Here is a 24250-nt window from a genome sequence, read left to right on the forward strand (position 1 = left end):
GTCCGGGGCCGCGGGCATGATGGACGCGGCGCCGGACCACGGCGCCGCGTCGGGGCGCACGGACCACGAGACGCACTATCGGACGAGGGAGACGGATGTACCAGGGCGCGGTGCAGGACCTGATCGACGAGCTCGGCCGCCTGCCGGGCATCGGGCCGAAGTCCGCCCAGCGCATCGCCTTCCACATGCTGGAGGCGGACCGGGAGGACATGCTGCGGCTCGCGGACGCCATCCGCACGGTCAAGGACAGGGTGCGGCTGTGCTCGGTCTGCTTCAACGTCTCCGAGGACGAGGTGTGCTCGCTCTGCCGGGATGAGCGCCGGGACCGCTCCCAGATCTGCGTGGTCGAGGAGTCGCAGGACGTCATGGCCATGGAGCGCACCCGCGCCTTCCAGGGCCGCTACCACGTGCTCGGCGGGGCCATCAATCCGATCGCCGGCATCGGCCCGGAGCAGCTGCACGTCCGCGAGCTGCTCACCCGGCTGCAGGACGAGGCCGTGCAGGAGGTCATCCTCGCCACGGATCCCAACCTCGAGGGCGAGGCCACGGCCACCTACCTCGGCCGGCTCCTCGGCGCCACGGGCATCCGCGTCACGCGCCTGGCCTCCGGTCTGCCCGTCGGCGGGGACCTCGAGTACGCGGACGAGGTCACCCTCGGCCGTGCCTTCGAAGGACGCCGCCTGATCAGCGGCTGACACCGGCCGGCGTCGAGCAGGCCCCGCCCGACGCCGGCCCGGCTCAGGCCACGCGCGTGCCCGCGGGCAGCCGCCCGGCCGGGGTGTCCAGGCGACGGTGGCCCCACCAGACCAGCCCGGCCACCAGCACACCCTGCATCGCCAGACCAAGCGGCCACACCGGCCAGGTGCCCTGCCGGTCCGGAACGCCGCTCTGGTCGAGACCGCGCAGCTCGCCGTCGAGGCACTCGACGTCCCGGACGGGGTCTCGCTGGGTCCAGCGCAGCCCCACGGACAGCATGTTGAGCGGCCCGGGATCCACCCGGGTCCCGTTCTCGAGGAGCCCTGCCTCCCAGGGGGAGGCGTCCGCGAGGACGGCGTAGGGGTTCGCGGCGAGCAGCCATCCGCTGCGCCGCGGGTCGGGGATCGTCCGGGTGGTCACCGGGCCGACGCAGCGGTCGGCGATCCCGTCGACCAGCTCCGGGTGCGCCGCCTCGTACTCGGCCCAGGCCTGCTCCGCCTCCTCCGGGGTCATCTTCTCGAGCTCCGCCTCGGTGAACGGCTCCGCCGTCATGGAGCCGTACTCGGCGTCGTTGGCCCGCACCTCGGTCTGCAGGAACTGCAGGGACAGCCCGAAGGCCACCAGGGTGCCGATCGTCAGCGCCGCCACGATCAGGTACGTCACCACGACGGCGAACAGCGTGCGCCCGGCGATCGCCGAGACGGCCACGCCGATCCCCGCGATCATGCCGAACTCCACGAGGATCATCACGAGCCCCACCAGCACGGCCCACGGGGACACGCGCCCCACCACGGCCGCGACCGCGAGCCACGGCAGCGCGGCCGCGAGGAACGCGGCGGAGGCGATCCACGCGGCCAGCCACTTGCCCGCCATCAGGTGCCCGGTCCGCAGCAGGGTGACCTGGGTGATGGCCAGAGTGCCGCCGGCACGGTCGCCCGAGATCGCGTTGGCCGCCAGGGCGGGTGAGACCAGCAGCGAGAGGGTGAGGACGAAGAGCAGGACGCCGTCGAAGAGCGTCCGCCCCAGGGCGCGCATCTGCTGCTCCGCCAGCTCCGGCTCCAGGCCGGACGCCTCCATCTCCGCCACGCCCAGGCCGCGCAGCCCGAGGGCGCCGAGGGTCACCGCCCCCACCACCACGAAGAAGACGCCCAACAGCACGTACCAGCCGCGCGAGCGCAGCCGCTGACGCAGTTCCATCCCCACCACGGTGGCCACGGCCTGGGCCGCGCCGAGGCGTCCCCCCGGCTGCGGCTGCGGCGGGCGGCGGTCGTGGATCGAGGTCGCGACGGCGGTGCTCACGGCCGGTCTCCTTCGGTGCGGGGGCTCTCCAGATGGAGGCCCAGGTAGGCGTTCTCGAGGCGGGAGCCCTCCGGGGCGAAGTGGCTGACGAGCACACCCTCGCGCACGAGGTCCGCGAGCAGCGCGGCCGCGGCGGCCTCGCCCCGCAGCTGCACCACGACGCCGTCCCGACGCTGGCCGGCGCCGGCGCCGGTGGCCGCGGTGACGGTCAGGCCGCGGGTCTCGAGGGCGCGGACGAGGGTGTCCCGTGCCGTCGGGTCGGGTCCGGCGATCCGGTAGGGGCGGGCGAGGTTGTCGGTGGCGCGGAACTCCTGGGTGGCCACCGTGGCGCCCTCACGGAGGAACACGGCGCGGTCGGACATCTCCTCGAGCTCGGCGAGCACGTGGGAGGAGACGAGCACGGCGGTGCCGGCTGCCGCCATGGCGCGCAGGTTGTCCCGCAGCCGGATGCGGGCGGCCGGGTCGAGGCCGTTGGCGGGTTCGTCCAGGAGCAGGACGGAGGGCCGGTGCACGGTGGCCCGAGCCAGGGACAGGCGCTGCTGCTGGCCGCGGGAGAGCACGCGGGCGGGCCGGTGGGCGAACTCCGTGAGCTCGACCCACTCGAGCTGCTCGTCCGCGCGCGCCGACGCCTCCGCCTTCCCCATGCCGTAGAGCCGTCCCAGGCTGGCGAGGATGTCGTGGCAGGTCAGCTCCTCCCACACGCCCAGGGTGTCGGGCATCCAGCCGAGCCGCCGCCGGGCCTCGACGGGCTCGCGCACCGCGTCCACGCCGGCCACGGACACGGCGCCGGCGTCCGGGCGCAGCAGGGTGGCCAGGATCAGCAGGAGCGTGGTCTTGCCCGAGCCGTTCGGGCCGACGAGGGCCGTCACGGAGCCGGCGGGCACGGTGAGGGAGACATCCCGCACCGCATGGACGGCGCCGAACGAGCGGGCGAGGCCGTGGGCCACGATCCCGTCGTGGGCGGCCACCCCCAGGACGGGTGAGGCGGGCGGGGGCACTGGAGCGGTCATGGCCCCATCCTTGCCGCGCCGCGCACGGACGCGGATCCACCCGGGGGATGATCCCGGCGCCGATTCCGGCCCGACCGGGGTCGCAGGCGGGGCCGCGGGCGCCGTCGTCCTGGCCTGCCGCAGGCGCCGGGTCCAGCATCCGGAACAGGGATTCACCTGGCGGACCCGCGCGGGTGCGCGCCCCTAGACTTGGCCCGAACCGACCCTCGACCCTGTCCGGAGCGACCCATGAGTCTCATCGTCCAGAAGTTCGGCGGCTCCTCCGTGGCCGACGCCGCCGGCATCCAGCGTGTGGCCCGCCGCATCGCGGACACGGTACGGGCCGGGAACCGCGTGTGCGTCGTGGTCTCGGCCATGGGCGACACCACGGACGAGCTGCTCGACCTCGCCGCCGAACTCACGCAGGACGCGCCGGCACGCGAGATGGACATCCTGCTCTCGGCCGGCGAGCGCATCTCCATGTCCCTGCTGGCGATGGCGATCCACGCCGAGGGCGTCGAGGCCCGCTCCTACACCGGCTCCCAGGCCGGCATGCTGACGGACACCTCGTACGGCCGGGCCCGGATCGTCAAGGTCAACCCCCACCGCGTGCAGGAGGCCCTCGACGCCGGCCGCGTGGCCATCGTGGCCGGGTTCCAGGGCATGAGCCCCGAGTCCAAGGACATCACCACCATGGGCCGCGGTGGCTCGGACACCACCGCCGTCGCCCTCGCCGCCGCGCTCGGCGCGGACGTGTGCGAGATCTACACGGACGTGGACGGCGTCTACTCGGCCGACCCGCGCGTCGTGCCGACCGCCCGCAAGCTCACCGAGCTCTCCTCCGAGGAGACCCTCGAGATGGCGGCCTCCGGATCCAAGGTGCTGCACCTGCGCTCCGTGGAGTACGCGCGCCGCTTCGGCGTGCCGCTGCACGTGCGCTCTTCCTTCTCCGACCACGAGGGCACCTGGATCATGCCCGACCCGAACGACACCATCACCCTTCAGGAAGGCGCTCCCATGGAACAGCCCATCGTCTCCGGCGTCGCCCACGACCGCTCCGAGGGCAAGGTCACGATCGTCGGCGTCCCCGACGTGCCCGGCAAGGCCGCCGAGATCTTCCGCGTGATCGCCGTGTCCAACGTGAACATCGACATGATCGTGCAGAACATCTCCCGCGAGGGCTCGGGCCGCACGGACATCTCCTTCACCCTGCCGATCGTGGAGGGCAAGGACGCCATGGCCGCCCTGCGCGCCGCCCAGGACCGGATCGGCTTCCAGGACATCGTCTCGGACCCGGAGATCGGCAAGCTCTCGCTGATCGGCGCGGGCATGCGCTCCAACCCGGGCGTCTCCGCCACCTTCTTCAAGGCACTCGCCGACGCCGGCGTGAACGTGGACCTCATCTCCACTTCGGAGATCCGCATCTCCGTGGTCACCGCCGAGAGCAAGCTCGACGACGCCGTCCGCGCCGTGCACGCCGCCTTCGGCCTCGACGCTGAGGAGGAGGCCACGGTCTACGGCGGCACCGGCCGCTGACGCCGCACCCGCCCCTCCCCCACCCACCACGACGCCGGCCCCGCACCCTCAGCGTGAAGGTGCGGGGCCGTCGTCGTGCGGGGGTCCCTCCCGCTCCGTCAGCGAGGACGGAGGGGGTGGGCGGTCACGGGACCTGGACGGTCACGTCGGTCGTGACGCCCGCGTCCCAGGTGACGAGGCCCTTCCAGGTGCCCGAGGTCAGGCCGGACCAGGAGAGGGTCGCCTCGGTGGCCTCGCCCGAGGTCACGGGGACCGGGTTCGGGGAGACGGTGAGGTTGCCCGCGTCCTCGCGCAGCTTCAGCGTCTCGAGGGTGCCGGTGTCCTTGCCGCCGTTGGCCGCGTACAGGTGGCCCACCACGGTGTAGGCGCCCGGGGCGGGGTCGGCGATCGTCAGCGTCTCGGACTCGTCCGCGGTCGCCCGGGAGAGCTGTTTGCCCTCGGGGGTGATCACGTACAGGTCCCAGTCGGCGCCGGCGGCGCCCGCGTTGATCGAGGCCACCAGGGACTTGGTGCCCTCCTCCACGGTCACGGTGGACACGGCCAGTGCGCTGGACACGAGCGAGTTGCTCGCGGTGGCGGCGGCCACGGTGGAGTCCACCTTGCCCAGGCCCAGGACCTGCGGGGTCAGCTCACCGGTCACGCCGGGGGTGATCTCCACGTCGGCGGAGCCGGTGGCGCCGGAGCCCTCGACGGCGGAGGTGACGGTCGCGGACTTCGCCTTCACGGTGACTGGGGAGGTCACCTCCGGGACGGCCTTGCCCTTGGCGGTGGTCCAGGACATGGAGCCGTGGGTCCAGGTGTTCACGGCGGCGTCGGTGCGGGTGACGGTCAGCTCGACGTCGGCGGACTGGCCAGCCTTCAGGTCCAGCACGGCCGGGGAGGCGGTCACCTCGAAGCCGGGCACGTTCGCGGAGAACCGCCAGCGGCCGTTCTCCAGGGCGGTCACGGTGCGGGTCACGGTGGCCGAGCCGACGACGTCGGGGATCGCCAGGGACGGGACGTTCACGTCACGGCCGGCGATGTCGCCGCGCAGCAGCGCGTCCCACTGCTCCTTGCCGGAGTCGTAGACCAGGCCAGGACGGGCGGCGGCGGCCGGATCGGCGAAGCCGGCGCCCGTGGCGAAGTTGTCCGTGTTCACGGTGCCGTCGGCGTTGTACACGTCGCCGGCGGTGGTCATGAGGGCGGACTTCACGGCCATCGGGGACCAGGCCGGGTACTTGCCGATCAGCAGCGTGGCCATGCCGGCCAGGTTCGGCGAGGCCATGGACGTGCCGGACATCAGGCCGAACGTGTTGCCGTGGTAGTCGGGGTCCAGCGGGGAGACGCCGGCGATCACGTTCACACCGGGGGCGGCGAGGTCGGGCTTCAGGAGCTCCTGGTTCACGGCGTTGGCCGGGCCGCGGGAGGAGAAGCCGGCGATCTGGGGCAGCGGGTCCTCCGGCAGGCCGGTGGTGTCGCCCGGGACGATCGTGGCGGTGAGGTCGGAGGACTTCACCTTCTCGATCACGCCGCTGTCGTTCATGTGCACGGTCGGCACCGCGTGGATGTCCGCGTCGAGCGAGCCGGACGGGGTGTTCACGAGGATCATGCCGACGCCGCCGGCCTCCTCCACCACCTGCGACTTCTCGGTGCGGGCGTTCACGCCGCGCTCGCAGAGCACGATCTTGCCGGCGGCCTCCTCGGTGAGCCCGCCGGGCAGGCAGAGACGCGCGGCCTCGGCGTCGCCGGCAGCGACCTCGGACGCGTGGATGACCTCGGCCGGGCCCACGCCGGTGCGGGCCGAGGAGGCGCCCCGGAGCTGCGTGCCGTCGGAGAACTGCACGGTGGCGGTGAGCTCGTTGGAGAACGTCTCCGCGGCCACGGTGGTCAGCCACGGGGAGCCGTGGTTCACGGTGTTCGGGCCGGGGCCGGAGTTGCCGCCGGAGGCGGCCACGAAAATGCCGGCCTCGGCGGCGGACTTGAAGGCCATGGCCACCGGGTCCACGATCGAGGTGTTGGAGCCGGAGATCGAGTAGTTCAGCACGTCCACGTTGTTCTCGATGGCCTGCTCGACGGCGGCCACGGAGGCGGAGGTGTAGCAGCCGCCGGTGTCCGGGTCGGTGTCCTCCCAGCAGATCTTGTAGGAGATCAGGTGGGCGGCCGGGGCCACGCCCGCGCCCTCGCCGAAGGAGTCGCCGTCGATGGTCTGCTCCACCCCGGTGTTGCCGAGGATGGTGGTGGCCACGTGGGTGCCGTGGGAGAACACGCCCAGCGGGGAGATGCGCTCCTCCGGGGCCCGCTCGTCCACCGGGACGAAGCGCTCGAAGTCGTCGGAGAAGGCGTAGGCGCCGATCAGCTTGGAGTCGCACGACGACGCCGGGAAGTCCGGGCCGGTCTCGCAGTCAGCCGTGGCGGTGGTGCCGTCCGCCTTGAGCACGGCGATCTGGCCGTCCGCGGTGCGGTAAGGCACGCCGACCTTGGCCTTGCCCTTGAGCGGCTGGACGGGCTGGCCGTCGATGAACGGGTTGTCCGGGTGGATGCCGGAGTCGATGACGCCGACCACCACGCCCTTGCCCGCGTTCTCGGCCTTGCCGTACACGGACTTCCAGGTGCCCTTCTTGCCGGGCAGGCCGAGGAACTCGGTGGAGCTGTAGTCCGGGGCCACCTGCTCGTCCGGCGCGACGCCGAGCACGGCCGGGTCCTTCGCGATCGCCTGGGCCTCCTCGGCCGTCAGCTCGGCGACGAACGCGTTCACGGCGCGCTGGAAGGAGATCTCGGCCTTGGCGCCGTGGGCCTTCGCGACCTTCGCCTGCTGGCGCTGGAGCTTGGCCTCGTAGTTCTTCACGCGCGGGTGCGAGGGGTCGAACTTCGCCTTCGGGGCGGCGCCCGGAACGGCGCCGGCCTCGGGGGCGGTCACCGACGGCTGGTCCTTCAGGACCACGAAGTAGCGGCCGTCCTCGAACTGCTGCTGGACCTGCACCTCGCCCTGCGGGCTGGAGACGGTGCTGCCGTCGGGCAGTTCGACGGCGGTGGCCGACACCGCGAGCGCGGGAGCGGCCACGAGGCTCGCGCCGGCGACGGCCGCGGCCAGGGCCCGACGGCGCCGGGCAGGGGTGGGGTTCTGAGGCATTGCCTCCGCCTTTCTCATCAAGGTCCGCCCAGCTCTCGCCCGTGGCACACCGGCGGGGATGGCGCCGGGGGACGGGGAGATCGGCACCCATGTGATGGGCACCACAGCGAGATATGTGCAATCTACCGTCCGGTAGGGCGTTTGACCAGATCTTTGCCAGGCAACGTCCAGGACCGTCGAATTGGGGCCGCCGGAGTGCGCTCCCCGCGTCGGCATCACGTGGGCCCGCTCGCTCATGAGGGGCGCCACGGGGGAGGATGGTGGGGCCATGCCCGAGCCACGCACCGCCCCCGCGCCCCCGCCGACCGCCGTCGTCGCCCTGCCCGCCGACGTGTGGCGGGCCCACGCGCGGGCGCACCGCGAGCGCATCGCCCGGCGCACGGACCCGCTGGTGGCCCTGCGGATGCGGGGCGAGAAGCACCCGGTGCAGGACTTCCTCTTCGGCTACTACACGCACTCCCCCGCCGCGCTGCAGCGCTGGCACCCCGGGCCGGGGGTCCTCCTCGCGGACGACGACGGCGCCGCGGCCCGTGCCGAGGCGGCCGAGCTGGGCACGACCCCACGGGGCGAGTGGAAGCACTACCGGCGCGTCGAGGCCGGTGAGGTGGCGGGCGCCGTCGTCGACGGCCGCGCGGTGGGCGGCTGGCTGGTGGACGTGGCGGCGGTGCTGGCCGACCGCGCGTCGGGGGTGGCGTTCACGCGGGAACTGCTCGCGCGCACGGCGGAGCGGGCGCCGCGCCTGGGCTGCTTCGGGCTGCACGAGTGGGCGATGGCGTACCGCTCGGACGTGCACGGGGTGCGGCACTCCCAGCTGCCGCTGCGGCTCGGGGCCGAGGGGACGGACGCGGTGGTGGAGGGCTCGCGGATCCGGTGCACGCACTTCGACGCGTTCCGGTTCTTCGCGCCCGAGGCCCGCGACCGCAACGAGGGCGACGACGGCGTCCTGCCCACGCGCGCCGGGATGCGGGAGATGGAGCAGCCCGGCTGCCTGCACGCGGGGATGGACCTGTACAAGTGGGCGTACAAGCTGGTGCCGGTGGTCGACTCGGACCTGCTCGCGGACTGCTTCGACCTCGCGTGGGACATCCGCAGGCTGGACATGGAGGCCTCGCCGTACAACCTGACCGGGGTGGACGACCTCTCCGACGGGCGCGACGGCTACGCGGCCGTGCGGATCGAGGAGCCGGCCGGGCGTGCCGAGTACGCGCGGCGCCAGCGCGAGTTCGCCGAACGGGGCCAGGCGCTGCGGGCGCGGTTGCTGGCGGTGCTGGACGCAGCGGTCTGACCGGCGGGGTCAGCCGTCGAGGATGCAGAACTCGTTGCCCTCGGGGTCCGCGAGCACGGCCCAGCCGAGATCGCCGCGACGGTCGTCGACGACGACGGCACCCAGCGCGAGGGCCCGCTCGATTTCCGCGTCCCGGGTGGACGGGGCCTGCGCCCGCAGGTCCATGTGGGCCCGGTTCTTCACGCACTTGGCGTCCGGCACCCGGAAGAACAGCACCACCTGACCCTCGGGGCCGACGATCGAGCACTCGTCCGAGCCGGGCGCGTAGCAGTCCGGCTCGTCCACGTCCCAGCCGAGCAGCCCCCGCCAGAACTCGGCGACGGCGAACGGGTCCAGGGCGTCCCACGTGGTGTGGGAGAGACGCAGTGACATGACGGACTCCTCGGGACGGGGCGGGGCGGGTGCACTCACTCGGGCACGCTGACGAGACAGAACGGGTGGCCCTGGGGATCGGCGAACACCCGCCAGCCCTTCGGGCCGGGGTTCTGCACCTCGGTCAGCGGGCGCGCGCCGGCGTCGAGGACCCGGGCGGTGGCCTCCTCGAGGTCCGCCACCAGCAGGTCGAGGTGAGCATGCTGCTCACCGCGTTCACCCGGCCACGGGGGCGCTTCGTATCCCGGGACCTCATGGAAGGTCAGCCGCCCGACCGGAGCCCATTCGAGCGTGATCCAGCCGTCGTCGCCCGTCGGGTCGGGCAGGTCCAGGATGCGCCGCCAGAAGTCGGCGAGCGCCCGCGCGTCCGCGCACTGGATGACGAGCTGGGTGAGGGTCCCGACGGCGGCCATGCGCCCAACCTAACCGCGGCCGGTACCCTGGCGCCATGATCCTGCACATCACCCTGCCGGAGGACTGGGCGGAGGCCCGCCGCACGGGCCGCTACGCGCCGTCCACGCGGGGGGCGGCGTTCCCCGAGGTCGGCTTCCTGCACGCCTCCGAGGACGTCCGGCAGGCCGCGGCCGTGGCCGCGGTGGCGTACGCAGACCGCCCGGACGCGTTCCTCGCCGCCCTGGACGAGAAGGCTCTCGCCGAGTCCGGCTTCGCGGTGCGCCGCGAGCCCGGCGACCCCACCGACCCGGCCTCCCAGCTCTTCCCGCACGTCCACCCCGGCACCGCGGCCTGGGACCACGTCCCCGTGCAGATGATGACGCCGGTCGCCATCCCTGGGGCCGAGGCCCGTGTGCTGCGCGAGGACACTGCGGAGGCCGCCGCCCTGCAGGACGCCGGGTGGACGGTGCGGTCTCGGTCCTGGGGCGCCCGGCTGCACCTGGCCGACGACGCCGGCCTCGCCCCCTACCGCGACCTCGTCGCCGCGGTGGAAGCGCAGGGGGTCCAGGTGCGGGTGCTGGAGGCTGCCGACTCGCCCGCCCTGCGCGCTCTCGACACCGCGGCCGCCCCCCGCTTCCCGCGCACCGACGGCTCGTTCCACACACCCGTGCCGGAAGACCTCGAGGCGCGGATCGCCGGAGAGGACGGGATCGCCGTCGGAGCGTTTGCGGATGCGGAGCTGATCGGCTTCACCCTGCTGGACCGCGTGGGGGACGGACGAGGGGAGGCCCGGTGGGACGTCGACCGGACGGCGGTCCGCCAGGGGCATGAGGGCAGGGGCGTGGGCACGGCCGTGAAGGCGGCCTCGGTGCTGGCCACCCATGCCCGGGGCGGACGGGTCTGGGGCACAGGCGGCGCCCAGGTCAACACGGCCGCGCTGCGGATGAACGAGGCCCTCGGCTTCGAGCTCGAGCCGCTGTGGCTGGCCCTCGTGCCGCCGGCCCCGGCCCACGCTCGGGAGACGTCCACGGACACCACCCGGGGCCAAGAGGAAGTCAAGGGTGCTTGACGTCCAGCGTGCTTGACTGTCAAGCTTGCTTCACATCGCCGGGCACGGGACCCGGCACCGCACGAAGGAGCAGGCCATGGCCTCCCCGCACACCCGCGACCTCGATGCCTCCGCCGCCGAGACGCCCCGCACCACCACCGACCCCCGCCGGGACACACGCCCCCGCTGGGGCAGGTCCGCTCGGCTCGGCGGCGGCACGGGACGACTGATCGCCGTCTCCCTGCTGCTCGGCACCCTCCTGGCAGGGCTGCTCGGCATCATCGCCTACGGCCTGGCCGCCTTGGCCCCCGACGCCGATCCCCGCCGCGCCCCGCTGATCGGCCTCGTGCTCGCGGTGATCATCCTGCCCGTGGCCATTGCCGTCGCCTGGGCCCTCCTCGTGGACCGGGACACCCTCCGCGGCGCGGTCCGGAACACCGAGGAGACCGTGGAGGGTCGCTGGTACACGACGGCGACGTCCGGCGCGTTCCACGACCTCCTGATCCTGGCCGGCCTGGGCACCGCCGTGGCGAGCCTCGCCGGGTGGGACCTCGACGCGAGCACTGCCGGAGTCGTGCTGCTCCTCGCCATGACGCTCTCCGCCGCGGTCCGCTACCTCCTGCTGAAGCGCCGGGGCTGAGCCGTGGAGAACACCATCCCCGACGAGCGTGCCCGCCTCGGCTGGTCGCAGCAGCGGCTCGCCGACGAGCTCGGCGTCTCCCGGCAGACCGTCATCTCCCTCGAGAAGGGCCGCTATGACCCCTCACTCCCCCTCGCCTTCCGCCTCGCGGCCGTGTTCGGGCGGCGGATCGAGGACCTGTTCACCCCGGACGGCGACGCGGGTTGAGTTGTCGCGGGTCCGGGCGCCCAGCACCCGTGACAAGTCAACCCGCGTTGAGCCCGGGGCGGCGTGGGGCATGAGAGGCTGGGGCCATGGATCGAGAGCTGCGCACCCCTCCGGAGCTGGAGGGCGTGGACTGGCACGACGACGCCCCGCGTCGCCCCCGCCCGATCGTCACCCTGGTGGCGTGGATCGCCATCCTGGGCCTGGTCCTCAGCGTGGGCGCCGGGATCTTCTCCGCCTTCTGACGCGTCACCGCCGGCCGCCGTCCGACGCGCCGCCCCGGCCTCAGCGCACGTCGCCGTTAACGTAGCGCCAGATCCCGTCCTCACGGCGGAACCGGCTGACCTCATGGAGCCGGAACCGCCCCCCGGCCCCCGCGCCGACGGCCACGAACTCCACGGTCCCGGCGTCCTGGAACGGCCCGCCGTCCCGCACGTCCAGCACCGCCAGGCGGGTGAACCGCGGCGCCTCCTCCCCCGCGCCCGGCAGCAGCTCGGCCACGGTGGGCCGGTGCTCGGGGACCCAGGTCGCGGCGAGGTAGTCGGCCATCGCCCGGGCCTCTGCTGTCCCAGCCTCGCCCAGCCGCGCGAACGCCGTGTACCGGGAGCGCATGAGCGCCTCGGCGGTGGGCGCGGTCAGAGTGCCGTCCCGGGCGAAACGTTCGTGCAGACGGCCGCAGCACGCCGCGAGCCCGGCTCCGGACCCGCAGGGGCAGGGCTCGGGACGGGTCACCGGCGCGGGCGTGCGGTCGCGCGACGCCGGGCGGAGCGGGCCTTGATGCGGCGCACTCCCGTCAGCACGACGCCGGCCGCCGCGGCGAGCAGCGCGGGGCCGAGCGGGCTGATCGGCCGACATCGGCCGAGCGGGGACACACGGGTCTGCTGAGGTCTCATGCCGCCAGGCTACGCCGGGCCGGCTGCCGCGTGCCGCCCCCATCACACCCACGATCCCGCGTCCGGGCGGCCGAGTAGACTGGGCGGGCAAGCACGCGGAGCGCCCAGGGCCGGGCGTGAGACGGCATCTACACCGTCCTGCTCCGCGGCATCGTCCCGCACCCAGGAGCGTGTTCATGCCCATCATCGTCGTCGACGTCATGCCCAAGCCCGAGATCCTCGATCCGCAGGGCAAGGCGATCAACGGGGCCTTGCCCCGCCTCGGCTTCACCGAGTTCAGCCAGGTCCGCCAGGGCAAGCGCTTCGAGCTCACCGTGGAGGGCGAGGTCACCGACGAGATCCTCGCCCAGGCCCGCACGGCCGCCGAGGAGATGCTGTCCAACCCCGTCATCGAGGACGTCGTGAACGTGGCCGTCCTGGACGAGGCCAAGGGCGCCCGATGACCGAGCTCCCCCTCATCGGCGACTACTCGACGCCGACGACGCCGCTCAGCGGCGCGCGCATCGGCGTCATCACCTTCCCCGGCACCCTGGACGACGTGGACGCGCTGCGCGCCGTCCGCCTCGCCGGCGCCGAGCCCGTCTCCCTGTGGCACGCCGACGCGGACCCGCAGCGGACGCTCGCCGGCGTGGACGCCGTCGTGATCCCGGGCGGCTTCTCCTACGGCGACTACCTGCGCGCCGGCGCGATCGCGCGCTTCGCCCCCATGATGGACGAGGTGGCGACGGCGGCCGGCGGCCCCGAGGGCGACGCGGACGGCCTGCCGGTGCTCGGCATCTGCAACGGCTTCCAGATCCTCACCGAGTCGCACCTGCTGCCGGGCTCGATGGTCAAGAACGACCACCTGCACTTCATCTGCCGCGACCAGGAACTGGTCGTGGAGAGCACGGACACCGTGTGGACCCGCGACTTCGAGCAGGGCCAGACCATCACCGTGCCCCTGAAGAACCAGGACGGCCAGTACGTGGCGGACGCGACGACCCTCGACGCCCTCGAGGCCGAGGGCCGCGTGGTGTTCCGCTATCAGGGCTGGAACCCGAACGGCTCGCGCCGGGACATCGCGGGCATCGCGAACCCGGCCGGCAACGTCGTCGGCCTGATGCCGCACCCGGAGCACGCCGTGGAGACGGGCTTCGGCCCGGACACCGCCGCCGGCCCCCGCTCGGGCGTGGACGGCCTCGGCTTCTTCACCTCCGTCCTGACCACCCTCGCCAGCCGTGGAGGCCATGCATGAGCCAGCAGTTCAACATCGAGACGGTCGCGGACGCCCAGGCGACGCCGGACGTCGAGCAGCCCTGGGCCGAGCTGGGCCTGAAGGAGAACGAGTACGCCGAGATCAAGAAGATCCTCGGCCGTCGCCCCACCGCGGCTGAGCTGGCCATGTACTCGGTCATGTGGTCCGAGCACTGCTCGTACAAGTCCTCGAAGGTGCACCTGCGCCAGTTCGGCGAGAAGCTCACCGATGAGATGAAGCAGCACATGATGGTGGGCATCGGTGAGAACGCCGGCGTGACCGACCTCGGTGACGGCTGGGCCGTGACGTTCAAGGTCGAGTCCCACAACTCGCCCTCCTACGTGGAGCCCTATCAGGGCGCGGCCACGGGCATCGGCGGCATCGTGCGCGACATCATCTCCATGGGCGCCCGCCCGGTGGCCGTGATGGACCCGCTGCGCTTCGGCGCGATCGACCACCCGGACACCGCCCGCGTGTTCCACGGTGTGGTGGCCGGCATCGGCGGGTACGGCAACTCCCTGGGCCTGCCGAACATCGGCGGTGAGACCCGCTTCGACCCGATCTACCAGGGCAACCCGCTGGTCAACGCCCTCGCGGTGGGTGTGCTCAAGCACGAGGACCTGCGCCTGGCCAACGCCTCCGGCGTGGGCAACAAGGTGGTCCTGTTCGGTGCCCGCACCGGCGGTGACGGCATCGGCGGCGCCTCCGTGCTGGCGTCCGAGTCCTTCGACGGCGACGGCAAGCCCGCCAAGCGCCCCTCGGTGCAGGTCGGCGACCCCTTCTCCGAGAAGGTGCTCATCGAGTGCTGCCTCGAGCTGTTCCGCGACTCCCTCGTCGAGGGCATCCAGGACCTCGGCGCCGCCGGCATCTCCTGCGCCACCTCCGAGCTCGCCTCCAACGGCGAGGGCGGCATGCGGGTGGAGTTGACCGACGTGCTGCTGCGCGACTCCACGCTGACCCCGGGCGAGATCCTCATGTCCGAGTCGCAGGAGCGCATGATGGCCGTGGTGACGCCGGAGAACGTCGCCGCGTTCGAGGCCGTCATGGCCACGTGGGACGTCGAGTACTCCTGGCTGGGCGAGGTCACCGGCGACGGCCGTCTCGTCATCACCTGGGACGGCGAGGTCATCGTCGACGTGGACCCGCGCACCGTGGCCCACGACGGCCCGGTCTACGAGCGGCCCTACGCGCGCCCGGCCTGGCAGGACGATCTCCAGGCGGACACGTTCCGCGCATCCGAGGCAGGCCAGGACCTGCCGGCCACGGGCGAGGAGCTGCGCGCCGCCGTCGTGGAGCTGATGAGCTCCCCGAACCTGGCGGACACCTCGTGGATCACCCGCCAGTACGACCGCTACGTCCGCGGCAACACCGCCCTGGCGGCCCCGGACGACGCGGGTGTGGTGCGCGTGGACGAGGAGACCGGCATGGGCGTGGTCCTGGCCACGGACTGCAACGACCGGTTCACCTACCTGGACCCGTACACGGGCGCGCAGGCCTCCCTGGCCGAGGCGTACCGCAACGTCACCACCGCCGGGGCCGTGCCTCTGGCCGTCTCCGACTGCCTGAACTTCGGCTCCCCCGAGGACCCGGACGTGATGTGGCAGTTCGCGGAGGCCGTGCGCGGTCTGGCAGACGGCTGCCAGGCCCTGGGGATCCCGGTGACCGGCGGCAACGTGTCCCTGTACAACCAGACGGGCAGCACGCCGATCCATCCCACCCCCACGGTGGCGGTGCTCGGCCAGCTCGACGACGTCCTGCGCCGCACCCCCTCCGGCTTCGCCCCGGACGCGGACGGCCAGGCGATCTACCTGCTGGGCGAGACCGCGGACGAGCTGGACGGCTCCGAGTTCGCGCGCCTGCGCGGCCACCTCGGGGGCCTGCCGCCGAAGGTGGACCTGAAGAAGGAGCGTCTGCTCGGCGAGCTGCTGGTCAACATGTCCCGGGACGGCATGATCGACGCCGCCCACGACGTCTCCGGCGGCGGCCTCGCGGCCACCCTGTCCGAGATGGTGCTGCGCTTCGGCGTGGGCGCCCGCGTGGTGCTGGACGAGGTCCTGCGCCGCGACGGCGTGGACCTGTTCACCGCCCTGTTCTCCGAGTCGCAGGCGCGCGCCGTCGTGGCCGTGCCCCGCACCGAGGAGGTCCGGTTCACGGACATGACCACGGCCCGCGGCTACGCGGCCGTGCGCATCGGCGTGGTGGACGCCGACTCCGCGGCCCTCGAGGTCCAGGACGCCTTCACCCTGCCGATCGCGGAGCTGCGCGAGGCCTGGGAGGCCACCCTGCCGAAGCACTTCGGCTGACCCCGTGGGGGCCCCACGGTCCCCGGCACGACGACGGCCGCTCACCTCCCGGGGTGGGCGGCCGTCGTCGTGAGGCGGGACGGCGGGGACGCGCGCCACCGACCGCCTGGCGCTGCGGTGCGCCTCAGCCGTTGACGCCGCGGGCTGCGGTGGCCAAAGTGATCACAGGACAGCGCATCAGCGCGCCGCCCGGCCCACCCAAGAGGGTCGGCGCGGTCCCGACATACGAAGGAGACCACTCATGCGCCTCATCACCCTGGGCCTCGGTGCCGCGCTCGGCTACCTGCTCGGTTCCGCCGAGGGCCGCAAGAACCTCGAGAAGATGACCCAGAACGCCCAGAAGCTCTGGAACGACCCGAAGACCCAGGAGAAGGTCGGCCAGGTCCAGGAGACCGCCCAGCAGAAGTTCACTGAGGTGAAGAACTCCGATCCGGTGCAGAAGGCCACGACGAAGGTAGAGGATGCCATGCAGGGCAACGACAAGAAGAACGACGCCCGCGACGACCGCGTGACCGAGGCCAACAACGACAACGTCACCTCGGCGGCCAGCCACGGTGCCGAGCCGGACACCGTCTCGGACCCGTCCACCCCGCTGGGCGCCGAGGGTCCGCAGACGCGCTGACCCGCGCAGACACGGCGGCCCGCCTCCCCGAGGGGAGGCGGGCCGCCGTCGTCGTGGGCCGGGTCAGCCGTCCTGCTTCAGGACCTCGTCGGCCGGCGGGGCCTGCACCGGATCCACCTCGCCCATCTCGGAGAGGGTCACCACGGCCTTCGTGCCGGCGGACTCGGTCTCCACGGTGAGCAGGCGGCCGTCCTCCTTGGACACCGTGAACGCGGTCAGCTCCACGCCCTCCTGCGGACCCGAGACGGGCTCGTCCAGCACGTAGCGGATCGCGTCCTGACCGCTGCGGCGGATGCCGTCCGCGTCCGCCTCGACGTCGTCCAGGCCGCCCGACTCCGGCAGGGAGCCCAGCAGCGAGCTCACCATCGCGCCCATGCCGGTGGCGCGGGGATCGCTCTCGTACGGGGTGGCGGTCCAGCGCTCCACATAGGCGGGGCGGTCCTCGCCGCTCGCGCCGGCGCGCTCCACCGTGAACCGGGAGTACGCGGTGCCGTCCACGATCCGGGACTCGTCCCGGGTGATCAGACCGTCGTCCTTGTACACGGACACGTACCGCATGGACGAGCCGTCCACGGGACCGGAGATGTCCACCGAGTCCGGGACCGCGCGGCCGTTGCTCGGAGCCTCGGACCGCAGCTCGGTGACCATGCGGACGGAGTCGGCCTCCTCGAGCTGGGTGCGGGCGCGGTCCCAGGCGCCGGGGGCGTCGTCGCCCGAGGCGCAGCCGGTGAGCAGCAGGGCGGCCGCCCCGACGGCGGCGAGGGACAGGCCGCGGCGGGTGCGGCGGGTCTGGGTCTGGCGCTGCCTCACTCGGCCACCTCCTCCGGCGCCTCGGCCGGCTCGATCTGGTTCCAGTCGCTCAGGGCGTACTGCTGGGCGGCCCGGCCGTCGTCGACGGTGAGCGCGACCAGCTCGCCGTCGTCGTCCACCGTGAAGGAGTGCACCCGGGTGACGTCGCCCTCGGCCATCGCCGCGTCGGCGACCTCCTCGGGCACGGCATAGCGGTAGGCCGTGCCGCCGTCCCAGTCGACCTCCTCGGCGCGCACCTCGGCGCCGTCGAGGGCGTCCGCCGCGGGGAAGCCCACCTGGTCGAGGAGGGACTTCAGGGGCGGCTCCTGCCCCTCCCCGGCCGAGACACGGCGCCACTGCGGGTCGGAGTACATCATCTGGACGTCGTCCGGGACGTCGGACCCGTCCACGTCGACCCGCACGAAGACGTCCTCGCCGACCTGACGGGACTCCATGGTGATGTGCGAGTCGCGGCCGACCTGCATGACGCCCTTCGACTCGGCGTCGCCGCCGTCGAGCCGGCCGGCGATGTCCCAGCGGACCGACTGCGGGCCCTGACGGCCGGTGGTGTAGGCGGTCTCGAGTCGGACGGTCTCGGCCTCGTCCAACTGGGTGCGGGCCTGATGCCAGGCCTCCCCCGCCGACTGCGGCTCGGATGCGCACCCGGCCAGGGCCAGGGCGCCCACGACGCCGAGCCCGGCCGCGCGGACGGCACGTCTGCGCTGCATGTTCTCCTCCTGGGGCTGCTGCCGGCCGAGGCAGGGCGCCGCGGCCACTGGCGTCACCCTACCGGCGGCGCAGGGCGAAGGATGCGCCGTGGTGGTTCTGCGGCAGGTGGTCGCCGCGCCCGAAGAGCTTGTGGCGCAGCGTGCCGTCCGTGTACGCGGTCTTGTAGCGGCCGAGCTTCTGCAGCTCCGGGACCACGAACTCCACGATGTCCTCGAAGGTGCCCGGGGTGATGTGGTAGGCGAGGTTGAAGCCGTCCACGTCGGTCTCATCGGCCCACTCGACGAGCTGGCGGGCCGCGGACTCGCCGCCGCCCACGATCACGGGGCCGAAGCCGCCGATGCCCACCCACTCGGCGAGCTTGCGCACGGTCCACTCCTCGTCCGTGCCGGAGGCCTTCTGGAAGGTCTCCACGGTGGACTGGATGGCGTTCGACTTCACGTCCCCGATCGGCTCGTCCAGGTCGTACTGGGACAGGTCGATGCCCATCCAGCCGGACATGAGCACGAGGCCGCCGAGCGGGTCCACGTACTGCGCCAGGTCGTCGTACTTGGCCCGCGCGTCGTCGTCGGTGGCCCCGGTGACGATCGTCTGCATCGCGAAGATCTTCACGTCGTACGGGTCACGGCCGGTGTCCACCAGGGCCTGGCGGATCTTCTTCACGGTGGCGGCCGCCAGCTCCTTCGTGGGGGAGTTGATGAACACGGCCTCGGCGTGCTTGCCGGCGAAGGCGCGGCCGCGCGTCGAGGCGCCGGCCTGGTAGATCACGGGGGTGCGCTGCACGGACGGCTCGGTGACGGCGTGGCCGGGCACGGTGAAGTACCGGCCCTGGTGGGCGATGTCGTGGACCTTGGCCGGGTCCGCGAACACGCCGGACTCCTTGTCGTAGACGACGGCGTCGTCCTCCCACGAGCCCTCGAGGAGCTTGTAGACGACGTCGAGGTACTCGTCGGCGTGCTCGTAGCGCTCGTCGTGCTCCATCTGGTCGTCCTGGCCCATGTTCTGGGCGGCGGAGGGCAGGTAGCCGGTGACCACGTTCCAGCCCACGCGGCCGCCCGTGAGGTGGTCGAGCGTGGCGAGGCGGCGGGCGAACGGGTAGGGGTGCTCATAGGCGGTGCCGGCGGTGACGCCGAAGCCGAGGTGCTCGGTGACCGCGGCCATCGCGGAGACGAGCAGGAACGGGTCGTTCACGGGGGTCTGCGCGCCGGTCTTGATGGCGGCCTCGGAGGTGCCGCCGTACACGGAGTACGGGCCGAGGACGTCGGCGATGAACAGGCCGTCGAACAGGCCCTTCTCCAGCGTCTGCGCCAGGTGCGTCCAGTAGCCCAGGGTGTTGTAGTCGCGGGCGTGGTCGTCGGGGTGACGCCAGAGCCCCGGGGACTGGTGGGCGACGCAGTTCATGTCGAATGCGTTGAAGAGGATCTCGCGGTTCTCGTCCGGGCGGGTGGGTGCTCCGGCCTCGGCGTTCTCGGCGGTGCTCATGGATCTCCTTTCCAAGGCCGCCCGGCGCAGGGGCGCGGCCGGGCGGGCGACGGTTCCGCACCATGCAACGCCGACGCGGCCGGCGGTGGAAGTCGGCCCGGCCCAGGGGTTCATGACGGCCCCGCCGGGCCCGGCCACGCGTCCGGCGCCCGGTTCGTGACATGCCTTGACCGTGAGGGAGGACATGTCCGTGGGTGGCGACTCAGCGGCGACCCAGCGGCACCCCAGCGCTGAGCCAGAGAAATCTGCTGTTTCCACCCTGCAGAGACGACCGAAACGTCTGGCTCGGCACTGGGGCCGGCGCTGGCTCGGCGCTGGGCCCGGCCGGCCGTGCCAGGACCGACGGCGCCCCCGGTGTGACGCCCGTGTGACCCCTCCGGCGCCGGCGGCCGGGCGAACGCGCGGCCGACCGGGCCCACGGTGGTCTACTGGCATCCGTGTCCGTCCGGCGCCGACACCGACGACGAAGCGACGATGGGAGCCCTCCATGAGCGTGCACGCGCCTTCCCGTGCCACCGCCTCCACCCCGGTCCGGGTCGAGGACCGCCACAGCCTCGACGTCGTCTTCCGCGGCGTCGGGCGCACGTTCCCCACCGCGGACGGACCACGCGTCGTCCTGCGCGACGTGGACCTGACCGTGGCGCCCGGCGAGGTGCTCGCCGTGATCGGCGCCTCCGGCTGCGGCAAGTCCACGCTGCTGCGCGCCGTGGCCGGCCTGGACCCGGACTTCGACGGAGAGCTGCTGATCGACGGCTCGCCCGTGCGCCCCTACGACGAGCGCACCGCCGTCGGCTTCCAGGAGCCGCGCCTGCTGCCCTGGCGCACCCTGCGCCGCAACGTGGAACTCGGCCTGCCCCGGGGGCTGGACCGCGCCGCGGGCCGGGCCCGCGTGCAGGAGCTGCTCGAGCTCGTGGGCCTCGCGCCCTTCGCGGAGCACCGCCCCCGGGAGGTCTCCGGCGGCATGGCCCAGCGGGCCTCGCTCGCCCGTGCCCTGGCGCGCCGCCCCGGCGTGCTGCTGCTCGACGAGCCCTTCGGTGCGCTCGACGCCCTGACGCGCCTGAAGATGCAGGACCTGCTGCTGGACGTGCACGCCGCCACCGGCACCACCGTCCTGCTCATCACCCATGACGTGGAGGAGGCCCTGCAGCTCGCCGACCGCGTGCTGCTGCTCGCCCGTGACGTCCCCGCGCCCGACGGCGTGGCCCGCCCCGGAGCGACCGTGGGGCGGATCGTGGACGTGCCGGGGGCCCGTCCTCGCGACCGCGCGGACGCCCGCCTGGCCCGGCTGCGCTCCGAGCTCCTCGAGGGCCTCGGCGTCGAGAGCCACGCCCGATGAGCGGCGCGGGCACCGCATCCCTGACCCGTCGCACGGCGCTCGGCCTGCTGGCCGCGTCCCTGCCCCTGGGCCTGAGCGGATGCGTCCTGCAGGGTGAGGCGGGGGCCGGGCCGGTGAACGGTCCGGACACGCTGAGCATCGACTACGCCACCTACAACCCGCTCTCCCTCGTGATCCGCCATCAGGGATGGCTGGAGGAGACGCTCGCGCCCCGCGGCGTCCGGGTGAACTGGGTGTTCTCCGCCGGCTCCAACAAGGCCAACGAACTCCTGCGATCGAACTCCGTGGACATCGGGTCGACGGCCGGCTCGGCCGCGCTGCTGAACCGGGCCAACGGAGCGCCCACGCGCATCGTGGGCATCGCCTCGCGGCCGGAGTGGTCCGCGCTCATGGTCCCGCCCGGCTCTGACATCACGGACGTCGCCCAGCTCGCGGGCCGCACGGTGGCCGCCACGCGCGGGACGGACCCGTACTTCTTCGCCGTCCAGGCGCTCGAGGCCGCCGGGGTGGACCCGGCCGACGTCGAGATCCAGAACCTGCAGCACGCCGACGGCCGCGCCGCCCTCGCCGGCGGATCGGTGGCCGCGTGGTCCGGGCTCGACCCGATCATGGCCAAGGCCGAAGCCGAGGGCGCCCGCTTCCTGCACCGGGACCTCGCCCTGAACACGTTCTCCGTCCTCAACGCCACGGAGTCCTTCCTCGAGGAGGACCCGGAGACCGCCCAGACCGTCCTGGACACGTACGAACGCGCCCGCGCCTGGACGCTCGAGCACCCGGACGAGACCGTCGGGATCCTGGCCGAGGCCGCGAAGATCTCTCCCGACGTCGCCCGCACCGTGATCCTCGAACGCACCAACGCGGACGTCAGCCCCGTGCCGGGCCAGGAGCTGCTCGACGCCCTGACGGGGGTCGGACGGATCCTGGTCGACACCGGGTCCGTCGACTACCAGCACCAGGTGGACGCCGCCCTGGCGAGCATCCTGGACACCCGTTTCGCCGAGGAGGCCATCCGATGAGCACCGCCCTGACCACCCCCGCCGCGACGACGGGCCCCGAGGCGCGCGAGCGGTCGGGTCACGACGACGGCGACACGGGGGCGCGCCGACGGCAGCGGTCCCGGGTGCTGGACCGGCCCGGCGCCCGGGCGGTGGTGGGCCTGGCCGCGCCCGCCGTCCTCCTGGTGCTGTGGTGGGCGGTGACGGCCGCCGGGCTGCTCTCCGCGGTGCAGCTGCCCTCCCCCGGCGCGGTGCTGAGCGCCGGCGTCAACCTGCTGGAGCGGGGCGACCTGTGGCTGCACGTGGGGATCTCCACCCAGCGCGTGCTGCTGGGCTTCCTGCTCGGCGCCGCACTCGGGCTGGCCGTGGGGTCCGCGCTCGGGCTGTCCCGGTGGGCGGACGCGCTGTTCGCCCCGCTGATCGGGGCGCTGCGCGCGGTGCCCTCGCTGGCCTGGGTGCCGCTGCTGATCCTGTGGATGCAGATCGGCGAGGAGTCCAAGGTCACCCTCATCGCGATCGGCGCGTTCTTCCCGGTGTTCACCACCGTCTACGCCGCCCTGCGCCATGTGGACCCGCACCTGGTGGAGGCCGGTCGGGCCTTCGGCTACCACGGGCTGTCCCTGCTGCGGACGGTGCAGCTGCCCGCCGTGGTGCCGGCCGTGTTCTCCGGCCTGCGGCTGGCCCTGGCCCAGGCCTGGCTGTTCCTCGTGGCCGCGGAGCTGATCGCGTCCTCGATGGGCCTGGGCTTCCTGCTCACCGACTCGCAGAACAACGGACGCACGGACCGCCTGATCCTGGCGATCATCCTGCTCGCCGTGCTCGGCAAGCTCACCGACTGGCTGCTCGGCCTGCTGGAGCGCCGGGCCCTGCGCCGCTGGGCCTGAGCCCGGCACGTCCGGCCGCCTCGCTGCCGGGTCAGTCCCCCTCGGGGACCTCGCCCGCCGACGTGTAGGCGGTCGGCGGGGTGCCGTTCACGAGCCAGTCGCCGGCCATGCGCACCTTGAACGCCGCCGGGTCGTGGGTGGCGAGGGTGCGGGCGTTGCGCCAGTGCCGGTCGAGCCGCAGCGCGGCCGACGTCGCCGACGCGCCGAGCGTGTCGAAGATGCGGGTGCACACCTCGAGGACGGCCTCCGGCACCACGGCCTGGGCCCGGTACGCGGCCGCCATCGCCTCGGCGCACGCCGCCACGACGTCGGCCTGAGCCGGGCCGGCCCCGTCGGCGCCGTCCTGCCCCTCGTCGAGCAGACGCCCGACCTCGCGCACCATCAGCTCGGCCGCGGCCTGCCGCCCGGCCAGCTGCCCCATGATCTCGAGGAGCTGCGGGTCGTCCTTGGGCAGCGCGGCCGTGCCGGTGTTGAAGGTGCGGCGCCGCTTCCGCAGCAGCTGCGTGCCCTCCGTGAGCGCCGCCCGACCGATCCCGGCCTGCAGCGCCAGCAGGGTCGCCTCCATGAGCACGGGCACCGGCCCGTCCTGCCGCGGCACCTCGAGCAGCTCCTCGGCCGCGGCGTCGTCGAGCACCACGGACCCGGTGGCGGTCAGGCGCTGGCCGAACCCGTCCCAGTCGTCCTTGATGCCCACGCGCGGCTGACGCACGCGCACGACGGCGACGGCCCGGTCCGGCTCGCGGACCGCGCCCCCGGCCCGCTTCGAGTTCCGGCGCGAGACGAGGTCCGCCCCCTCGATGCCCACGGTCGCGGCGGTCCACGTGGCGAACGCCGAGCCGGTCGCGTAGTACTTCTGCCCCCGCACGACCCAGGTGCCGCCCTCGTCCCGGCTGGCCAGGGTGGCGGCACGGCCCGGCGCGGCCCCGCCGGCGCGTTCGGCCAGCGCGGAGCCGGCCCAGTCCCCGTCGACGATGTGCCGCAGCCACCGCTCCCGACGGGCGGGCGCCTGGTCCATGGCCGTGGCGATGAACACGAGGTGGGAGCGCCAGACGTGCGCGGTGTTCACGTCCCGGGCGGCCAGATCCATGAGCAGGCGCAGCACGGTCTCGCTGCCGCCGCCCTCGCCGCCCGCGTCCACGGGGACGCCGACCTTGCCGAACCCGGCGGCCTGCAGCTCCCCGAGCGCGGCGAACGGCAGGTGCCGACCCGCCTCGCGGGCCCGCTCGCCGTGGGCGACGGAGTCGAAGGCGTCGGCGTACCGGGCGGCGAGGGTGGCGTAGGTGGTCATGGACCTACTCTGACACGCGCGGGCAGCCAGGCGGCCGGGGCGTCACGGCCGTGGGACGGGGTCCCCACCGGCCGCCGTCGCCCTGGCCCGCGCCGGACGCCCGCGGGGGCCCGGCGGGCCGAGCATG

General features: G+C 73.5%; 25 protein-coding genes. 14 read left to right on the top strand and 11 right to left on the bottom strand.

Features of this window, described 5'->3' with window-relative positions; genetic code table 11:
* Positions 1 to 95: 95 nt before the first annotated feature.
* Complete coding sequence (gene recR / locus SOY78_RS11350) at positions 96 to 695, top strand: recombination mediator RecR (protein ID WP_002856659.1); 600 nt, start codon at positions 96 to 98, stop codon at positions 693 to 695.
* Positions 696 to 738: 43 nt separating this feature from the next.
* Here the strand turns inward: recR and SOY78_RS11355 are convergent, their stop codons facing one another.
* Together SOY78_RS11355 and SOY78_RS11360 are read right to left on the bottom strand one after the other, a co-directional pair.
* Positions 739 to 1995, bottom strand: a complete 1257-nt coding sequence (locus SOY78_RS11355; RefSeq protein WP_324701593.1) for an ABC transporter permease — start codon at positions 1993 to 1995, stop codon at positions 739 to 741.
* Positions 1992 to 3005: an ABC transporter ATP-binding protein gene (locus SOY78_RS11360; protein ID WP_324701594.1), complete on the bottom strand. Its 1014-nt coding sequence runs from the start codon at positions 3003 to 3005 to the stop codon at positions 1992 to 1994. The genes SOY78_RS11355 and SOY78_RS11360 overlap by 4 nt, the downstream gene beginning before the upstream one ends.
* A 228-nt stretch (positions 3006 to 3233) precedes the next feature.
* On the opposite strand from SOY78_RS11360, the gene SOY78_RS11365 reads away from it, so the two are divergent.
* The gene (locus tag SOY78_RS11365) at positions 3234 to 4520 is read left to right on the top strand and encodes an aspartate kinase (RefSeq protein WP_078025400.1); all 1287 of its coding nucleotides are present in this window, start codon (positions 3234 to 3236) and stop codon (positions 4518 to 4520) included.
* A gap of 124 nt (positions 4521 to 4644) precedes the next feature.
* On the opposite strand, the gene SOY78_RS11370 is transcribed toward SOY78_RS11365, so the two are convergent.
* On the bottom strand, positions 4645 to 7629 hold the full coding sequence (locus SOY78_RS11370; RefSeq protein WP_324701595.1) for a S8 family serine peptidase: 2985 nt from the start codon (positions 7627 to 7629) through the stop codon (positions 4645 to 4647).
* 268 nt (positions 7630 to 7897) lie between these two features.
* On the opposite strand from SOY78_RS11370, the gene SOY78_RS11375 reads away from it, so the two are divergent.
* Positions 7898 to 8914 carry a 3-methyladenine DNA glycosylase gene (locus SOY78_RS11375; RefSeq protein WP_324701596.1) on the top strand — a complete coding sequence of 339 codons (1017 nt, stop codon included), beginning with the start codon at positions 7898 to 7900 and terminating at the stop codon, positions 8912 to 8914.
* A 9-nt stretch (positions 8915 to 8923) separates the two neighbouring features.
* On the opposite strand, the gene SOY78_RS11380 is transcribed toward SOY78_RS11375, so the two are convergent.
* A complete protein-coding gene (locus tag SOY78_RS11380) occupies positions 8924 to 9286 on the bottom strand; it encodes a VOC family protein (RefSeq protein WP_324701597.1) in 363 nt (120 codons plus the stop codon).
* A 35-nt stretch (positions 9287 to 9321) separates the two neighbouring features.
* Positions 9322 to 9699: a VOC family protein gene (locus SOY78_RS11385; protein WP_087114446.1), complete on the bottom strand. Its 378-nt coding sequence runs from the start codon at positions 9697 to 9699 to the stop codon at positions 9322 to 9324.
* Between the two features lie 35 nt (positions 9700 to 9734).
* On the opposite strand from SOY78_RS11385, the gene SOY78_RS11390 reads away from it, so the two are divergent.
* The 4 genes from SOY78_RS11390 (at position 9735) to SOY78_RS11405 (ending at position 11816) form a co-directional block, all read left to right on the top strand.
* On the top strand, positions 9735 to 10748 hold the full coding sequence (locus SOY78_RS11390; RefSeq protein ID WP_324701598.1) for a GNAT family N-acetyltransferase: 1014 nt from the start codon (positions 9735 to 9737) through the stop codon (positions 10746 to 10748).
* A gap of 76 nt (positions 10749 to 10824) precedes the next feature.
* The gene (locus SOY78_RS11395) at positions 10825 to 11367 is read left to right on the top strand and encodes a hypothetical protein (RefSeq protein ID WP_324701599.1); all 543 of its coding nucleotides are present in this window, start codon (positions 10825 to 10827) and stop codon (positions 11365 to 11367) included.
* A 3-nt stretch (positions 11368 to 11370) separates the two neighbouring features.
* Positions 11371 to 11574 carry a helix-turn-helix transcriptional regulator gene (locus SOY78_RS11400; RefSeq protein ID WP_324701600.1) on the top strand — a complete coding sequence of 68 codons (204 nt, stop codon included), beginning with the start codon at positions 11371 to 11373 and terminating at the stop codon, positions 11572 to 11574.
* Positions 11575 to 11660: 86 nt separating this feature from the next.
* Entirely contained in the window at positions 11661 to 11816 is a 156-nt protein-coding gene (locus tag SOY78_RS11405) for a hypothetical protein (RefSeq protein ID WP_010079551.1), read from the top strand.
* A gap of 40 nt (positions 11817 to 11856) precedes the next feature.
* On the opposite strand, the gene SOY78_RS11410 is transcribed toward SOY78_RS11405, so the two are convergent.
* Entirely contained in the window at positions 11857 to 12303 is a 447-nt protein-coding gene (locus SOY78_RS11410; protein ID WP_200969806.1) for a YchJ family protein, read from the bottom strand.
* Positions 12300 to 12464: a hypothetical protein gene (locus tag SOY78_RS11415; protein WP_324701601.1), complete on the bottom strand. Its 165-nt coding sequence runs from the start codon at positions 12462 to 12464 to the stop codon at positions 12300 to 12302. The genes SOY78_RS11410 and SOY78_RS11415 overlap by 4 nt, the downstream gene beginning before the upstream one ends.
* A 176-nt stretch (positions 12465 to 12640) precedes the next feature.
* On the opposite strand from SOY78_RS11415, the gene purS reads away from it, so the two are divergent.
* From purS to SOY78_RS11435, 4 genes are all read left to right on the top strand, one after another.
* Positions 12641 to 12907 carry a phosphoribosylformylglycinamidine synthase subunit PurS gene (purS, locus tag SOY78_RS11420; protein WP_251650114.1) on the top strand — a complete coding sequence of 89 codons (267 nt, stop codon included), beginning with the start codon at positions 12641 to 12643 and terminating at the stop codon, positions 12905 to 12907.
* The gene (purQ, locus tag SOY78_RS11425) at positions 12904 to 13698 is read left to right on the top strand and encodes a phosphoribosylformylglycinamidine synthase subunit PurQ (protein ID WP_324701602.1); all 795 of its coding nucleotides are present in this window, start codon (positions 12904 to 12906) and stop codon (positions 13696 to 13698) included. The genes purS and purQ overlap by 4 nt, the downstream gene beginning before the upstream one ends.
* Entirely contained in the window at positions 13695 to 16001 is a 2307-nt protein-coding gene (purL, locus tag SOY78_RS11430) for a phosphoribosylformylglycinamidine synthase subunit PurL (protein ID WP_324701603.1), read from the top strand. The genes purQ and purL overlap by 4 nt, the downstream gene beginning before the upstream one ends.
* Before the next feature lie 241 nt (positions 16002 to 16242).
* On the top strand, positions 16243 to 16623 hold the full coding sequence (locus SOY78_RS11435) for a YtxH domain-containing protein (protein WP_324701604.1): 381 nt from the start codon (positions 16243 to 16245) through the stop codon (positions 16621 to 16623).
* Between the two features lie 63 nt (positions 16624 to 16686).
* On the opposite strand, the gene SOY78_RS11440 is transcribed toward SOY78_RS11435, so the two are convergent.
* From SOY78_RS11440 to SOY78_RS11450, 3 genes are read right to left on the bottom strand one after another with little or no spacing between them, the layout of a single operon-like run.
* The gene (locus SOY78_RS11440) at positions 16687 to 17433 is read right to left on the bottom strand and encodes a hypothetical protein (protein ID WP_200969801.1); all 747 of its coding nucleotides are present in this window, start codon (positions 17431 to 17433) and stop codon (positions 16687 to 16689) included.
* Entirely contained in the window at positions 17430 to 18140 is a 711-nt protein-coding gene (locus SOY78_RS11445; protein WP_324701605.1) for a Tat (twin-arginine translocation) pathway signal sequence, read from the bottom strand. The genes SOY78_RS11440 and SOY78_RS11445 overlap by 4 nt, the downstream gene beginning before the upstream one ends.
* 58 nt (positions 18141 to 18198) lie before the next feature.
* Positions 18199 to 19620, bottom strand: coding sequence for an LLM class flavin-dependent oxidoreductase (locus SOY78_RS11450; protein WP_324701606.1), 1422 nt, complete (start codon positions 19618 to 19620; stop codon positions 18199 to 18201).
* Between the two features lie 487 nt (positions 19621 to 20107).
* Between SOY78_RS11450 and SOY78_RS11455 the strand changes: the two genes are divergently transcribed.
* The 3 genes from SOY78_RS11455 to SOY78_RS11465 are packed head-to-tail and all read left to right on the top strand — an operon-like array spanning position 20108 to position 22835.
* Positions 20108 to 20956 carry an ABC transporter ATP-binding protein gene (locus SOY78_RS11455; protein WP_251650119.1) on the top strand — a complete coding sequence of 283 codons (849 nt, stop codon included), beginning with the start codon at positions 20108 to 20110 and terminating at the stop codon, positions 20954 to 20956.
* On the top strand, positions 20953 to 21972 hold the full coding sequence (locus SOY78_RS11460; protein ID WP_324701607.1) for an aliphatic sulfonate ABC transporter substrate-binding protein: 1020 nt from the start codon (positions 20953 to 20955) through the stop codon (positions 21970 to 21972). The genes SOY78_RS11455 and SOY78_RS11460 overlap by 4 nt, the downstream gene beginning before the upstream one ends.
* Positions 21969 to 22835 (top strand): ABC transporter permease, encoded by an 867-nt coding sequence (locus tag SOY78_RS11465; protein ID WP_230260483.1) that lies wholly within the window; start codon positions 21969 to 21971, stop codon positions 22833 to 22835. Before SOY78_RS11460 ends, SOY78_RS11465 begins: the two co-directional genes overlap by 4 nt.
* A gap of 31 nt (positions 22836 to 22866) precedes the next feature.
* On the opposite strand, the gene SOY78_RS11470 is transcribed toward SOY78_RS11465, so the two are convergent.
* Positions 22867 to 24123, bottom strand: coding sequence for an acyl-CoA dehydrogenase (locus tag SOY78_RS11470; RefSeq protein ID WP_270618153.1), 1257 nt, complete (start codon positions 24121 to 24123; stop codon positions 22867 to 22869).
* Between the last annotated feature and the right edge of the window lie 127 nt (positions 24124 to 24250).

It is taken from the genome of Micrococcus sp. HOU01 (assembly GCF_035609305.1).
In the GTDB taxonomy this organism is placed as follows: Bacteria; Actinomycetota; Actinomycetes; order Actinomycetales; family Micrococcaceae; genus Micrococcus; species Micrococcus luteus.

What these genes read in the sequence shown, in the direction of transcription:
- SOY78_RS11450 (WP_324701606.1), bottom strand. Translation starts at nt 19,620, where the DNA reads ATGAGCACCGCCGAGAACGCCGAGGCCGGAGCACCCACCCGCCCGGAC.
- SOY78_RS11445 (WP_324701605.1), bottom strand. Translation starts at nt 18,140, where the DNA reads ATGCAGCGCAGACGTGCCGTCCGCGCGGCCGGGCTCGGCGTCGTGGGC.
- SOY78_RS11470 (WP_270618153.1), bottom strand. Translation starts at nt 24,123, where the DNA reads ATGACCACCTACGCCACCCTCGCCGCCCGGTACGCCGACGCCTTCGAC.
- SOY78_RS11395 (WP_324701599.1), top strand. Translation starts at nt 10,825, where the DNA reads ATGGCCTCCCCGCACACCCGCGACCTCGATGCCTCCGCCGCCGAGACG.
- purS (WP_251650114.1), top strand. Translation starts at nt 12,641, where the DNA reads ATGCCCATCATCGTCGTCGACGTCATGCCCAAGCCCGAGATCCTCGAT.
- SOY78_RS11455 (WP_251650119.1), top strand. Translation starts at nt 20,108, where the DNA reads ATGAGCGTGCACGCGCCTTCCCGTGCCACCGCCTCCACCCCGGTCCGG.
- SOY78_RS11435 (WP_324701604.1), top strand. Translation starts at nt 16,243, where the DNA reads ATGCGCCTCATCACCCTGGGCCTCGGTGCCGCGCTCGGCTACCTGCTC.
- SOY78_RS11385 (WP_087114446.1), bottom strand. Translation starts at nt 9,699, where the DNA reads ATGGCCGCCGTCGGGACCCTCACCCAGCTCGTCATCCAGTGCGCGGAC.
- SOY78_RS11375 (WP_324701596.1), top strand. Translation starts at nt 7,898, where the DNA reads ATGCCCGAGCCACGCACCGCCCCCGCGCCCCCGCCGACCGCCGTCGTC.
- SOY78_RS11415 (WP_324701601.1), bottom strand. Translation starts at nt 12,464, where the DNA reads ATGAGACCTCAGCAGACCCGTGTGTCCCCGCTCGGCCGATGTCGGCCG.
- purL (WP_324701603.1), top strand. Translation starts at nt 13,695, where the DNA reads ATGAGCCAGCAGTTCAACATCGAGACGGTCGCGGACGCCCAGGCGACG.
- purQ (WP_324701602.1), top strand. Translation starts at nt 12,904, where the DNA reads ATGACCGAGCTCCCCCTCATCGGCGACTACTCGACGCCGACGACGCCG.
- SOY78_RS11465 (WP_230260483.1), top strand. Translation starts at nt 21,969, where the DNA reads ATGAGCACCGCCCTGACCACCCCCGCCGCGACGACGGGCCCCGAGGCG.
- SOY78_RS11365 (WP_078025400.1), top strand. Translation starts at nt 3,234, where the DNA reads ATGAGTCTCATCGTCCAGAAGTTCGGCGGCTCCTCCGTGGCCGACGCC.
- SOY78_RS11370 (WP_324701595.1), bottom strand. Translation starts at nt 7,629, where the DNA reads ATGCCTCAGAACCCCACCCCTGCCCGGCGCCGTCGGGCCCTGGCCGCG.
- SOY78_RS11360 (WP_324701594.1), bottom strand. Translation starts at nt 3,005, where the DNA reads ATGACCGCTCCAGTGCCCCCGCCCGCCTCACCCGTCCTGGGGGTGGCC.
- SOY78_RS11460 (WP_324701607.1), top strand. Translation starts at nt 20,953, where the DNA reads ATGAGCGGCGCGGGCACCGCATCCCTGACCCGTCGCACGGCGCTCGGC.
- SOY78_RS11380 (WP_324701597.1), bottom strand. Translation starts at nt 9,286, where the DNA reads ATGTCACTGCGTCTCTCCCACACCACGTGGGACGCCCTGGACCCGTTC.
- SOY78_RS11390 (WP_324701598.1), top strand. Translation starts at nt 9,735, where the DNA reads ATGATCCTGCACATCACCCTGCCGGAGGACTGGGCGGAGGCCCGCCGC.
- SOY78_RS11405 (WP_010079551.1), top strand. Translation starts at nt 11,661, where the DNA reads ATGGATCGAGAGCTGCGCACCCCTCCGGAGCTGGAGGGCGTGGACTGG.
- recR (WP_002856659.1), top strand. Translation starts at nt 96, where the DNA reads ATGTACCAGGGCGCGGTGCAGGACCTGATCGACGAGCTCGGCCGCCTG.